This is a genomic window from Chryseobacterium luquanense (assembly GCF_026460945.1).
GTDB lineage: Bacteria > Bacteroidota > Bacteroidia > Flavobacteriales > Weeksellaceae > Chryseobacterium > Chryseobacterium luquanense.
Genome location: NZ_JAOVZV010000026.1, coordinates 69,940 through 83,758, shown reverse-complemented (window position 1 = coordinate 83,758; position 13,819 = coordinate 69,940). Strand labels below are relative to the sequence as shown.

At 33.6% G+C, this 13,819-nt stretch carries 11 protein-coding genes and 2 tRNA genes; 6 read left to right on the top strand and 7 right to left on the bottom strand.

Annotation, left to right across the window (positions count from 1 at the left end):
- Positions 1-116 precede the first annotated feature (116 nt).
- The 4 genes from OEA66_RS19655 to OEA66_RS19640 form a co-directional block, all read right to left on the bottom strand.
- Positions 117-190 (bottom strand) — tRNA-Asn (locus tag OEA66_RS19655).
- A gap of 337 nt (positions 191-527) precedes the next feature.
- Positions 528-601: transfer RNA gene (locus OEA66_RS19650), tRNA-Asn, on the bottom strand.
- 80 nt (positions 602-681) lie between these two features.
- Positions 682-2,028 carry an RIP metalloprotease RseP gene (gene rseP, locus OEA66_RS19645; RefSeq protein ID WP_267283011.1) on the bottom strand — a complete coding sequence of 449 codons (1,347 nt, stop codon included), beginning with the start codon at positions 2,026-2,028 and terminating at the stop codon, positions 682-684.
- Between the two features lie 105 nt (positions 2,029-2,133).
- Positions 2,134-2,571, bottom strand: a complete 438-nt coding sequence (locus OEA66_RS19640; protein WP_267283010.1) for a DUF6646 family protein — start codon at positions 2,569-2,571, stop codon at positions 2,134-2,136.
- 185 nt (positions 2,572-2,756) lie between these two features.
- On the opposite strand from OEA66_RS19640, the gene OEA66_RS19635 reads away from it, so the two are divergent.
- Positions 2,757-3,506, top strand: coding sequence for a nitrilase-related carbon-nitrogen hydrolase (locus OEA66_RS19635; protein WP_267283009.1), 750 nt, complete (start codon positions 2,757-2,759; stop codon positions 3,504-3,506).
- Between the two features lie 90 nt (positions 3,507-3,596).
- Here the strand turns inward: OEA66_RS19635 and OEA66_RS19630 are convergent, their stop codons facing one another.
- Both OEA66_RS19630 and OEA66_RS19625 read right to left on the bottom strand, forming a co-directional pair.
- On the bottom strand, positions 3,597-3,896 hold the full coding sequence (locus OEA66_RS19630; RefSeq protein ID WP_267264106.1) for a thioredoxin family protein: 300 nt from the start codon (positions 3,894-3,896) through the stop codon (positions 3,597-3,599).
- A gap of 33 nt (positions 3,897-3,929) precedes the next feature.
- Positions 3,930-5,339, bottom strand: a complete 1,410-nt coding sequence (locus tag OEA66_RS19625; protein WP_267283008.1) for an MBL fold metallo-hydrolase — start codon at positions 5,337-5,339, stop codon at positions 3,930-3,932.
- A 285-nt stretch (positions 5,340-5,624) separates the two neighbouring features.
- Between OEA66_RS19625 and OEA66_RS19620 the strand changes: the two genes are divergently transcribed.
- Both OEA66_RS19620 and OEA66_RS19615 read left to right on the top strand, forming a co-directional pair.
- Positions 5,625-7,151 (top strand): helicase HerA-like domain-containing protein, encoded by a 1,527-nt coding sequence (locus tag OEA66_RS19620; RefSeq protein WP_267283007.1) that lies wholly within the window; start codon positions 5,625-5,627, stop codon positions 7,149-7,151.
- A gap of 122 nt (positions 7,152-7,273) precedes the next feature.
- Positions 7,274-8,497, top strand: coding sequence for a 3'-5' exonuclease (locus OEA66_RS19615; RefSeq protein ID WP_267283006.1), 1,224 nt, complete (start codon positions 7,274-7,276; stop codon positions 8,495-8,497).
- A 2-nt stretch (positions 8,498-8,499) separates the two neighbouring features.
- Here OEA66_RS19615 and OEA66_RS19610 read toward each other — a convergent pair whose 3' ends face one another.
- On the bottom strand, positions 8,500-10,269 hold the full coding sequence (locus tag OEA66_RS19610) for a T9SS type A sorting domain-containing protein (protein ID WP_267283005.1): 1,770 nt from the start codon (positions 10,267-10,269) through the stop codon (positions 8,500-8,502).
- A gap of 410 nt (positions 10,270-10,679) precedes the next feature.
- On the opposite strand from OEA66_RS19610, the gene lysA reads away from it, so the two are divergent.
- The 3 genes from lysA to OEA66_RS19595 all read left to right on the top strand — a co-directional run bounded on the left by lysA (position 10,680) and on the right by OEA66_RS19595 (position 13,789).
- On the top strand, positions 10,680-11,879 hold the full coding sequence (gene lysA, locus OEA66_RS19605; RefSeq protein ID WP_267283004.1) for a diaminopimelate decarboxylase: 1,200 nt from the start codon (positions 10,680-10,682) through the stop codon (positions 11,877-11,879).
- A gap of 154 nt (positions 11,880-12,033) precedes the next feature.
- Positions 12,034-13,272 carry an MFS transporter gene (locus OEA66_RS19600; RefSeq protein WP_267283003.1) on the top strand — a complete coding sequence of 413 codons (1,239 nt, stop codon included), beginning with the start codon at positions 12,034-12,036 and terminating at the stop codon, positions 13,270-13,272.
- A 97-nt stretch (positions 13,273-13,369) separates the two neighbouring features.
- Positions 13,370-13,789, top strand: coding sequence for a hypothetical protein (locus OEA66_RS19595; RefSeq protein ID WP_267283002.1), 420 nt, complete (start codon positions 13,370-13,372; stop codon positions 13,787-13,789).
- Positions 13,790-13,819: the final 30 nt, after the last annotated feature.

The following is a 13,819-nucleotide window of genomic DNA, read 5'->3' as shown; positions in this document are numbered from 1 at the left end:
GACCAAAAAAATCCAATATCTTTTTTGATTTCCCGAACCACTTGTAGGCGGATATAGCTTTGCTGATCAATGGTTATAAACGAAAAAAGTCGCCAATTGGCGACTTGTCAGTAAAGCTCCTCCTCTTGGGCTCGAACCAAGGACCCTCTGATTAACAGTCAGATGCTCTAACCAACTGAGCTAAGGAGGAATGTTCCTCTTTTAAGGTGGTGCAAAGATAATATGAAAAATAATATCAAGCAAATATTTTTTTATCAAAATTACCTAAAAAGTGCTATCGGATTATTTTTCAGGAATTTAAATTTTAAAATAATTTAAAATAGGAAAGTATTAGAATCAAAAAAGACAAGCATCGCTGTACTCTATATTGATCCCTATTTTGCGCTCGTAAGTGCTAAAGACCCTCTGATTAATCCCGAAGTTTCGGGATTCTAACCAACTGAAACAAATTTCCAGAAAATAGAGTTTAATAGAAATATTAAGGTATTAAAATCAAAAAAGACTTACATTATTGTAAGTCTTTTTTGCTCCTCCTCTTGGGCTCGAACCAAGGACCCTCTGATTAACAGTCAGATGCTCTAACCAACTGAGCTAAGGAGGAATGTTCCTCTTTTAGAGTGGTGCAAATATAGTATTGATATTTAAACCACACAAGTTTTTTATTTATTTTTTTAAATAAAATTAAAATTTATTGGTAATAATTTTAAATATGTCAGCTCCAAAAATCAGTAACATTAAGCCTAACAGAAAGATAACTCCAACCATTTGTGCATTTTCTAAAACTTTTTGTGGTACAGGTTTTCCTACGATCATTTCATATAGTGTAAAAATAACGTGACCTCCATCTAATCCAGGAATAGGAATTAAGTTTAAGAATGCTAACCAAACAGAAAACATTGCCGTAAAACTCCAAAAAGCTGTCCAGTCGATAGATACGCTTCCGTCTTGAGCTTTGTCAACTGGCATGTTTTTAATGATAGCCAAAGGACCGCCAACTTTTTTATAGCCTTGAACTTTTGAGTTGAAGATTAGCTTAAACTGCTTAATCTGGTAAGTTAAACTTTCAATTGTCAAAGTGAATCCTCTTTTTATAGATCCTCCAAAATTATATTCAATATGATTATTGTACTTATTAAGTTGCTTAGTTGCATTAATTCCAATAGCTCCTTCTTTAGAGACAGGCATTTTTAAATCTAAAATTTCAGCATTTCTGGAAACTCTTAGATCAACTGTTTTCCCGGCGAAAGGAACAACAATTGGTCTTACTTCATCAAAAAAAGTGATTGGTTTATTATTAACAGCAAGAATTTTGTCTCCAACTTTTAAACCTGCATCAGATGCTTCTTTGAAAGCAATAGTATCAATTACAGGAAGTAATCTCGGTGTTAAAAATGATTTTGGCTCAGGATCGTTGAATGCCAAAGCTTTTCCGTCGTCATTTGTGTGGAAAGTAACTTCTTTACCGCTTCTTTCAACTGTGATTTCATCGCTAAGTAAGACATCTAAAGCAAGTTTTTTAAAGTCTTTCTGAGTTTTTCCGTCAACTTTTAAAATTTTATCACCATCCTGGAAGCCCATTTTCTTTGCTGCTTCTGTATAATGAAGTGGTGTAGTCATTCTTTCAGCCTCAAAAATGTTTTCGCCATTGTTTCCGATAAGACATGAGTAAATTAACCAAGCCAAAAAGAAGTTCACCGTAACACCACCCAACATGATAATTAATCTTTGCCAAGCCGGTTTAGCTCTGAATTCCCAAGGTTGTGCAGGTTGTTTTAATTGTTCGGTATCCATGCTTTCGTCTACCATTCCGGCGATTTTCACATAACCTCCGAAAGGAAGCCAGCCAATTCCATATTCGGTCTCGCCAATTTTTTTCTTAACGATAGAAAAGTAAGGATCGAAAAAGAGATAAAATTTTTCTACTTTGGTTTTGAAATATTTTGCGGGTAAGAAATGCCCAAGTTCGTGAAGAATTACTAAGATAGAGATGCTCAATATAAATTGAAAGATCTTGATTGCTAATTCCATTAATTGTTTTTAGATTATAATTTGCAAAGGTAACAATTATCAAAAGGATGCCAAATAAAAAAGCTCCTCGAAATGAGAAGCTTTGTCATATATTGTGACATGTTTTTAGAAATTGAAAGAAACGCCTAAACTTCCGTTGTTCCCAACTTCCGCAAAAACTCCGAATTTATCGGTAAAGAAATATCTTGCGCCAATGTGAGCTCCGATTCCGAAATCTCTTCCTAAAACGCCCAAATCAACGCCCGGATAAATATCCAATTGCTCAGGTAATTGTAAGGCTTCTTTTAAATGGAAATTTACTCGACCGAAAATAAAAACTCTGTTATCTTTATTGTTGTCTCTGTAATTGTCAAAATAAGCATTTCCTCCGGCTCCAACTGAGATGAGTTGATTTAAACCGTAATCATAAGTTGCAGAAATTCCTGTTCCATATCCCCATGCATTAAGTCCCAAGTTGACTTTTTGATCTCCTTTTCCGGTGTAGGCTTGTGCGCTGACTGTCGCTCCGACAAACATCATCAACATAAAAATCAATTTCTTCATAGATTTTATTTTAAATTATTACTAATGACAATTTGCAGCAAATATAAAACCGAAACCATTTAAAAACTGTAAATTTATACAAGTTTTGAAATAGAAATATGAAATCACCATATTTATTTTTAAAGCATTTATGTAATTTTAGAAAGGCGATTATATATGACAATTAAAAAAATAGAAATCTGCGTATGAAAATTATAGGATTAAATCAGGATATTGTCTGGAAAGATAAAGCAAAAAACTTCGAACTGATTACGCAACAATTGGAAAATGAAACCGCAGATCTTTTTCTTCTGCCTGAAATGTTTTCTACAGGGTTTTGCATGGATGCAGCTGAAGTTTCAGATAAAAATGAAGAATCTCTTGAATTCTTGCAGAAAATATCAAAAGAAAAAAATGCGGCTTTTTGCGGAAGTGCCTCAGTTGAAGTTGATGGTCAATTTTACAACAGAATGTATTTTGTAAAGCCCCATTCTGAAATTGTTTATGATAAAAGGCATTTGTTTTCTTTTTCGGGAGAAGATAAAGTTTATACTCCTGGAAAACACAGAGTAATTGTTGAGTATAACGGAATTCGTTTTATGTTGCAGGTTTGTTATGATTTAAGATTTCCTGTTTTTGCAAGAAATAATGATGATTATGATGCGATTTTGTATGTGGCAAATTGGCCAGAGAAAAGAGTAGGAGCCTGGGAACATTTGTTGAAAGCGAGAGCTATTGAAAATCTTTCTTTTGTTTTTGGCCTAAACCGGATCGGAACAGATGGTAATGATTTGTCTTATAAAGAAAGTTCGCACTGTTTTTTTGCTGACGGAAAAGAAATTTCACAAAAAAATGAAAATCTTATTTCTGCAGAATTAGATATTAATGAACTGAAGGACTTTAGGGAACATTTTCAGTTTTTGAATGACAGAGATAACTTTGAGATTAAAATTTAAGACCAATATTATGGTAAAATTAATCCCAAAGATCGTAATATATCTTTGGGATTAATTTTTAATCAGTTAACTTAAATCTTATCCTCAACCTTAAATATACTGTTCTAAAAGTTGAGTCAAGCGATTCACGTCATGAACTCCGCTTTCTTTGTACAACAATTCTCCTCTTTTGAAAACGGCTAAAGTTGGAACTCCACGAACTCCATACTGAGAAGCAATCGCAGGATATTGGTCAATATCTATTTTTACAATTCTAGCACCTTCGCCAATTTTTTCTTTTACTGTCGTTAAAACAGATGACTGTACTTTGCATGGTTGACACCATGTAGCGAAAAAGTCGATGAGTACAGGTCTTTCAGATTCTATAAGTTCTTGAAATTTTTGTGACATTGTTTTAATCTTTTAATTGAAATGAATGATTTTTTATAATGTTTTAGACTGGCAAACAAAATCTGAAACTGGAAGTTTTTCTGTTTTTTTTATTCCATTAAAACCACCTTCAATTTCGGTGAAATTTCTGATTCCGTGTGAGTTAAGGATGCTTGCCGCAATCATGCTTCTATAACCTCCTGCGCAATGCAAAAAGAAATGCTCAGAATCATCAATCGTTGAAACCCAATCACTAATCGTATCTAAAGGTCGGCTGTAAGCGTTGTCAATATGTTCGGCAGAATATTCTCCGATTTTTCTTACATCAATGATTTTTGAATGTTCATTAAACTGTTCTACAAATTCAGTTGGAGTAATCCTTTTAATCTCATCACTTTCCTTTGTGGAATTTTTCCATGATTCGAAGCCTCCTTTTAAATAACCTAAAACATTATCAAAACCAACTCTACTTAATCTTGTGATCACTTCTTCTTCAGTTCCTTCGTCTGCAATCAAAAGCAGAGGGTGTTTTACATCAACAATTAAACTTCCGACCCATGGTGCGAAATCTCCTTTCAAGCCAATATTAATAGAATTTGGAATAAAACCTTTGTGAAAATCTGCAGGACCACGAGTATCTAAAATCAAAGCTCCGGTCTCTTCTGCAAAACTTTCAAAATCTTCTACAGAAATTGGGTTTAAGCCTTTTGTCATCACATCATCAAGGCTGTCGTAACCACCTTTATTCATCGCAACATTCATCCCGAAATATTTTGGTGGAGCCGTTAATCCGTCAAGAACTTCTTTAATGAATGATTCTTTATCTGGTTGATTTAGAGCATAATTTGTTTTTCTTTGATTTCCAAGAATGTCAACCGTTTCTTTCTGCATATTTTTTCCGCAAGCCGAACCAGCTCCGTGAGCGGGATAAACTGTGATGCTATCATCCAAAGGCAAAATCTTACTGTGCAAACTTTCGTACAAAATTCCGGCAAGATCTTCCTGTGTCATGCTTCCTGCTTTTTGGGCAAGATCGGGACGGCCAACATCACCTAAAAATAATGTGTCTCCTGTGAAAATTGCAGTTTCAACATCGTTTTCGTCAATTAACAGATAAGTTGTGCTTTCCATGGTGTGACCTGGAGTGTGCAGTGCTTTTATTTTGATATTTCCGATTTCGAAAATCTGATTGTCTTCAGCAATGATTGCGTCAAAATTTGGTTCTGCAGTTGGTCCGTAAACAATAGGTGCATCTGTTTTTTTACTTAAGTCTAAATGTCCCGAAACAAAATCTGCGTGAAAATGAGTTTCAAATATATATTTTAAGGTAACGTTGTCTTTTTCAAGGCGATCAAGATATGGTTTTACTTCTCTCAGCGGATCTATAATTGCGGCTTCATTTTCTGATACGATATAGTATGCGCCTTGTGCTAAGCAACCTGTATATATTTGTTCAATTTTCATTGAGTCTGATTTAATATTATGAATATACAAAGTAATGAATTAATTATAAAGAAATGATAAGTCTGATTGATAGTTTCTTTCAATATTATAATTTTCATATTTTCAATCTATGTGAAAGTGATTAAATATCAGACAGAAACTATAATTGAAAAGTGGATAAAATAGGTAGACTGTTTTATATCATATTCAACTATATTCATTTTAAATTTAGATTATTAAGAAATTCACAAAATTGAAACTCGAGATTTTGTAAAAATAATTACCTTTAAGAGTTAAAAATATCAAATGGCAGACAAAACAAAATTTATTGACGAACTTTCGACAAGATATACTCCAAAAGGAGAACATATAATTCTGGGAAAAGGTATGTTAGACGGCGATGTAGTTACAGAAGTTAATGTTACAATTCCTTTAAAAACCATCAACCGTCACGGTCTAATTGCCGGAGCCACCGGAACCGGAAAAACAAAAACACTTCAGGTTTTCGCTGAGCAGCTTTCTCATGCAGGAATTCCATCTTTGGTTTTAGACATTAAAGGAGATTTTTCTGGAATTGCTGAAGCTGGACAGATGAATTCTATAATTGAGGAGCGTTATGCAAAAACACAGCTGCCTTACAATCCGCAGGCTTTCCCGGTGGAATTAATGAGTATTTCTGGAGGAAAAGGAGTTAAATTAAGAGCTACTGTTACTGAATTCGGACCTGTTTTATTATCTAAAATTTTACAACTGAATGATACGCAGCAAAGTATCATGTCAATCGTTTTTAAATATTGTGATGACAAAGGTTTGCCTTTGATTGATTTAAATGATTTAAAGAAAGTCCTGCAATATGTAACAGACAATCCTCAAGGGAAAGCAGAGTTGTCTGCTAATTACGGTTCGATTGCATCTGCTTCCTTAGGTGCAATTTTAAGGTCAATTGTTGCATTGGAACAGCAGGGCGCCGCAGATTTCTTCGGAGAATTGAGCTTTGATGTAAATGATTTATTGGAAACAAGAGATGGAAAAGGGGTTGTCAATATTTTAAGAGTTGCTGATATTCAGAATAAACCGCAACTATTTTCAACGTTTATGCTTTCGCTTTTTGCTGAAATTTACATGACGTTTCCTGAGGAGGGCGACAGCGGAAAACCCAAATTGGTTCTTTTCATCGATGAAGCACATTTGATTTTTGATGAATCTTCCAAAGCTTTGGTTTCACAGATTGAAACGATGGTAAAACTGATCCGTTCAAAAGGGGTCGGGATTTATTTTATCACTCAGATTCCTGGTGACGTTCCGGAAAATGTGCTTTCTCAATTAGGTTTAAAAATCCAGCATGCGCTGAGAGGTTTTACCGCAAAAGATAAAAAGGAAATTTCAAAAGCTGTTGAAAATTATCCAACCACAGAATTTTATAATGCTTCTGAATTAATTCAGAATTTAGGAATTGGTGAAGCATTTGTAACGGCTTTGGACGAAAAAGGAATTCCAACGCCACTGGTTCATACCTATCTTATTTCTCCTGAGTCCAGAATGGATGTTCTGAACGATGCTGAAGTTTCAGAATTAACTTCAAGATCGGCTTTGGTTTCAAAATATGAAAAACCGATCGACAGCGAATCTGCGTACGAAATTTTAGTAAAAAGAATGGAGCACGCAGTTGAAAATTCTACCCCGACTCAAAAAACAAAGCCCGTAAAGGAGGAACCGGGAATGTTTGAGCAGGTTTTAAACAGCCGACAAGGAAGAACTTTTACTAATACTTTGTTGCGCGAAGGAGCTAAAGCAATTTTAGGAATGTTAGGTTTGGGCGGAAGAAGGAGATAAATGTGAATAGATAGTTTTTGGATTCTTTAATGTAATTTCATTATTTTAGCAGAATTGCCTTTTAGCAAATCATTTTGTCGAAAGGTTTGGTTTTTGATTATAGAAGTTTAAGTTATAATATAATGTATTCAATTATAGATATAGAAAGCAATGGTGCAGGTTTTAGGAAAGAATGCATTATAGATATTGCCATTTTTAAATATGATGGGCATAAAGTTGTCGACCAATTTATTTCGCTTGTCAATCCGGAAAGTGATATTACCCCTTTTGTTCAGAAATTGACGAATATTAGTCCGAAAATGGTAAAAACTGCTCCAAAATTCCATGAATTGGCAAAGAGAGTTGTTGAAATTACCGATGGAACAACTTTAGTCGGTCATAATATCGATTTTGATTACAGAATGCTTCGCCAGTCGTTTCAACGTCTTGGTTATGATTTTAAAATCAATACTTTAGATACAATTCCTTTAGCTAAAAAACTGATTCCGGATGAAGTAAGTTATTCTTTACAAAAATTAGTAAAATCTTTAGGAATTCCATTAGTTAATGCTCATCGTGCAGAAGGTGATGCAAGAGCGACTTTGGAATTATTTAAGCTTTTGGTTTCGAAAGACACGGAAAACGAGATTATACAGAAGCAGCATGACGAAACAAATGCCAAAACGTATATCAACAAAATCAAGCTTTTAACGCAGGATTTGCCAAGCGAAAAAGGATTTGTTTATTTCCAGGATGACGCTGGGAAGATTATACTTTCAGATTACGTTCAGGATATTAATAAATTTTCTAAAAAATTATTTAATTCCAAATCGAAGAAGTTTGAAGAAATTCAGCGTGAGGTTGAGCAGATTCATTTTGAGCTCACGGGAACGGATATTATTGCTAAATTGATTTTAAATTCAAAAGGAGTTAAAAAGAGAGAAGTTTTGCCTTTCGGACTGTATTTTAGAAATAATAAATATGTAGTAGAAAAAAACACTTTAAATAAAACCGAGAAACCAATTTTGAAGTTCAGAGCTTTTACACAAGGCTCAAAAGCAGTTCAGTTTATCAAAAACATTGAGGAATTTAAAAACATTGAAAACTTCAAGAAGAAAATCGATTTCAGAAAACGTAACGAACTGTGGCTAGGAAGTGGCAGAAAATTGGGTGAAAAAATGTTTTTAATTATCGAAAACGGAAAGGCCGTTTCTTATGGGTTTTATGAATTGTTTACTCAAATTCAGACTTTAAGTAAAATTTCAAAGTTAAAAATCGATTTGCCTCTGCCCACTTCTGATCTTACCAACGATTTGCAACTGGCTTTGCTTCGTGGTGATTTTGAGACTCTGCCATTACCAAGATAATTTTACTTTACTGTCATTTTGAAATTTTTAATAAGATTGTTATCCGAGTTTAAAACAGATAAAATATAGTTTCCTGTTTTTAAAATCTCATGATAATTAAATTGCTGCAACTCATTATTTGACAGTTTTTCTTCTGTCACAAATCTTCCGGATAAATCATAGATTTTAAAACTGCAGTTTTCCGTTTGAAGAATTTTTCCTTTTAGAGAAAATTTTCCGTTGTTGGGATTATCAAAAAGTTGTAAATCGGTTGCTACCGAAGTTTCGGAAGTTGATAATGATTTAACTGAAAATTTTGCGAGGTATGTTCCAATTCCTTCATTATTAGAATTTGGGAAAATCATATTTTGCTGTAAGCTTCCTGGTGTTGTGTGCCCAGATTGAGAATTTGTTGCCCCAAAAAGATAAAAAGCATCTTCTGTTTCTGAAAATTTTGCACGTGCAGCCCAACCAATATTGTTGTTTGCAGGAGGAGGTCCACCGTAATACGATGTTACAATTCTGTTACCGTTTGTACTGAACATTGTAAAAGCGATGTCGGGCATACTGCTTGGTTTTGTCGTTTGATAGGCTCCGGGTGTAGAATAATTGTAAGTACCGGACTGCAGATATGCAAATAATAATTTGTCACCAGAAAGACATAGATTTCCTGTAGCTCCTATGAAATATTCATCAGTAGGAGTTCCGTAATAGGTTCCCCAAACTCTGATTCCTGATTGGTTAAATTTAGTAAAATAATAATCTGAGTTTCCGCCAATCTGGGTTTTGAATGCACCTGATGTAGCATAATACGAACCAGGATTTCCACTTGCTGTGCTTATTGTTCCGATGATGTATACAGCATCTTCAGAAGCTACAATCCTATCAACTGTTGAGCTGCTTGAAAATCCGTAATACGTTCCCCAAATTCTACTGCCGTTTGATGCATTGAGTTTAGTAATTGCTCCCTTTATTTTTGTTTGCTGAAAAGTTCCTGCTGTAGCAAGATTTGCGTCACTGGCATTAATTTCGTCATTTGTGATTACAAATACATTTCCATTGTTCACATCGAAGTCTGTATAATTTTGTGAAGGGATATAAGTTGCCCATATTTTTTCACCTTGAGGATTAAGTTTTGCAACATAAACATTTGGTTTAACTAAATTTCCATTAATATTTGGAAAAGTATAGGATGGAAATGCAGTTCCTATATCGCCTAAACTCTGCCAATAAGTACTTCCTGAGATATAAATATTTCCTTCATTATCAGTTTTTACTTCGCTTAATGTCGGTATGTAGGTTCTCCATTGCAAAATATTATTTGCATTGTATTTAGCTAAAATAATCTCGTTATTGCTTGATTCAACATTTGATGTTAACCAAACATTTGAATTTACAGTAATGGGGGATGTGTAAAATTCCCTTTGGTAATAGTTGCCATTTCTTTCGCGGTGATATATTTTTTTTCCTGGCGGATTGTAAAAATAGCTTAGAAGTGTAGCTGCATTTGGTGATATTTTTGCTGATGCATTATTAACGAATCCCGTTGTAAAACCTTGTAACCCCGGATTTACAAACTGGTTGTAGTAAGATATTGGTACAGAGGAACTACCATTGGTGGAATTATAAGCAATACCTTCAGTATATATATTGTTTTGGTTGTCAAAAAAGATTTTGTCAATAAATGAATCTACAGGACCTATGTGCGTGGCCCATGTTCTTTCATAGTTAAATGTTTGCGTGTTGAACGTAACAGAACAAAATACAATTAAGAATGTTAAATATTTCCGCATAAAATTTTGTTTTGATTAATGATTTTACTGAAATTCAATTCAAAAATGTTTTAAATTTTTATCCAAATGTAGTGAAAAATAAAATAAATTGTTGTCTTCTAATTAAAATCTGAAAAATGCAATTTAATACACATATTTCACCAAATTAAACGAACATTTTACCATAAAATTAATTTTCATCAATAAGAAAGTACGTTTCAAATTAAATATTTCAAAATAAATAGTACTTTTGCAAAAGAATAAAAAATAGCAATGCAAAATTTTAAACATAAACAAACCGGAAAGAAGGGAGCTGTAAAGTTTTCAAAGGTTTGGAATACCTAAAAGAGTTGTATTGCATAAAAAATAATTGTAATGGCAGACTCTTTTCCCAAAGGATCTGCCTTTTTTTATGTTAAATTTAAAAAAATATGAATTCAAAAGAATTACTAAAGATTGCCAATGAATTTGGCACACCGGTGTACGTTTACGATGCAGAATCCATCAAAATTCAATACGAAAAGCTTACATCTTCTTTTTTAAAACACACTAAGTTTTTTTATGCTGCAAAGGCATTGACAAACATTAATATTCTAAAATATGTCAAGAACTTGGGTGCATCTTTGGATTGCGTATCAATAAATGAAGTAAAATTAGGTCTGAAAGCAGGTTTTCCAAAAGAAAAAATCCTGTTTACACCAAACTGTGTTGATTTGGCTGAAATCGAGGAGGCGATGTCTTTTGGAGTTCATATCAACATAGACAACATCTCGATTTTAGAGCAGTTCGGAAACAAATACGGAAGTTCTTATCCTATTTTAGTCAGAATTAATCCACATATTTTTGCAGGCGGAAATTATAAAATTTCAACAGGGCACATCGATTCAAAATTCGGTATTTCAATTCATCAGGTTCGTCATATTGAAAGAGTGATGAAATCGACCAACCTTAATGTAGAAGGACTTCACATGCATACCGGAAGTGAAATTAAAGACCCGGATGTTTTCCTTCAGGCTTTAGATATTATGCTTGAATTATCTGAGCATTTCCCGAATCTAAAATATCTGGATATGGGTAGCGGTTTCAAAATCCCTTACCAAGACAGCGAGGAAGAAACTGATGTGAAAACTTTAGGAAAAAAAGTTGAAAAAGTAATTGCCGAGTTTTCTAAATCAACCGGAAAGAAATTCGAACTTTGGTTTGAGCCGGGGAAATTTTTAGTTGGAAAAAGTGGTTATTTAATTGTAAAAGCAAACGTTATTAAGCAAACAACAGCGACAGTTTTTGTTGGGGTAAATTCAGGATTTAATCATTTGATTCGTCCTATGTTTTACGATTCTTACCATCAAATTGAAAATTTATCAAATCCAAAAGGTGCTGAAAGAATTTATACAGTCGTTGGAAACATCTGCGAAACCGACACTTTCGCATGGGACAGAAAATTGAATGAAGTTAGAGAAGGCGATATTTTGGCTTTCCATAATGCTGGAGCTTATGGCTTTGAGATGAGTTCAAATTTCAATTCAAGATTAAAACCTGCTGAAGTTCTTTTCTTAGACGGAAAAGCACATTTAATCAGGAAAAGAGACGAGTTTGAAGATTTGCTGAGAAATCAGATTGAAGTAATTTAAAACGATAGAACTCCACAAGAAATTGTGGAGTTTTTTTATATTTAAAATTTAATGCTTCATTTTGAATCTTTATTTATTCATTATCTTTGAAGATTAAATATTTTGCATCAGAGAATCTGTTCGATATGATTTAATATTCAATTTTCTTTTCGTGATGAGTGATTCTTTGAAGAAATTTTATGTGATTGCCTGGGTTTTTGGGCTGTTTTTTTATTTTCTTGATTACGTTATCAGATCTGCTCCGGCGGTGATGTTACCGCAACTTTCAGATCATTTTGATACCAACAATTTAGATTTGATTTGGATGATTGGGACATATTATTACACGTATTCCACTTGCAGTTTGCTTGCGGGTATCGCTTTAGATAAATTCGGAGGTAAAAAATCGCTTTTTGTAGGAACGTTTATTTTAGGAATGGGAGCTTTATTATTTCTAATTTCCAGTCAGTTTGCCGGAATTTCGGGAAGGCTTTTACAGGGAGCGGGGTGTGCTTTTGCATTTCCGGGATGTGTTTATCTCGCAAGCAAAGGTTTTTCATCCAAATCTTTGGCAACAGCAATCGGTTTCACGCAATGTATCGGAATGTTGGGCGGAGCTTCCGGACAATTTTTAGTGGGGCCATGGGTGGATTCTGGAATGGATATTTATACTTTTTGGCTTTGGTCAGGTATTTTCACAGTGATTACTGCGTTTGCACTTTATTTTATAACTCCAAAAGAAGATTCAGAAAAAGGAACTGACGCGAATTCTAAAAAAGTCGGTTACTTTGAAACCTATAAAGTTGTTTTTAAAAATCCTCAATCCTGGCTTTGCGGCTTAATCTCAGGATTATTATTCGCTCCGACAACTATTTTTGCGATGACTTGGGCAGTTGCTTTTTTCGAAAAAGACAAGCAATTTGTATTTCATGATGCTGCAGTAACAAGTGGAATGGTGGCTTTCGGTTGGGTTTTTGGCTGTCCGTTATTAGGATTTATTACTGATAAATTAGGTCGAAGAAAACCTGTTTTAATTGGTGGAGCTGTTTTAATGATCTTAAGTTTGTTGCAATTGATTTTCCTACCGGAATTATTTCCCGCAAAAATCAGCATGTTTATTTTAGGAGTTGGCTCTGGGGCGGCGATGATTCCGTATTCGGTTATCAAAGAAACTAATCCGGATTATGTGAAAGGAAGTTCGACCGGAGCGATAAATTTTATCACTTTCGGGGTAACCACTTTACTGAGCCCGATTTTTAGTAATATTTTTGGTGAAAATTTAGGAAATGTAGCTTCAGGAGATTTACACTTTCAAAACTCTATTTTATTTTGGATTGGAGGAATTGTGTTGGCAATTTTAATCTCATTCATGCTAAAAGAAACTGGAAGAAAAGTTTCAAATGTTGTGAACTAATTTGTAATTATTAGTTTTAAATCAAGATTTGTTGAAAAATTAATATTACTGTTCGAAAATTAAAAAGTAACTTTATCAAACTAAAGATTAGTAGATTATGAAAAAAACATTATCCCTTTTAGCTATTGCAATATTTACTTTTTCTTTCTCTCAGCAAAATAAAACAAGTATAGAAATTAAAACCGATAAAGATAAAATTGAAAAAGTGTATTCTAAAGGTTTTGAGAAATTTAAAGATGATTTAGTAAATAATTTACAATATACTGCAAACTCATTTCAGGTTTTGGGTGATTTTAAAGTAAACTTTACCATTAACGAAAATGGGAAAGTTTCCGATGTGAAGGTTTTTCCTGAGATTTTTGATAAATCTTTTGAAAATGAAGTGAAAAGAGATGTCTCAAGAATGCAAAAACATTTTAGTTCAAATCAAAAAGAAAATATTTCTATTAATTTGAGCTTTTCAAGAGGGTACAGAGATTTAAATGAAAGGGTACAATTTGCGTCTTACAGCAGGTAATTTTATTTAAAATATAGTAAAGAAACTTCG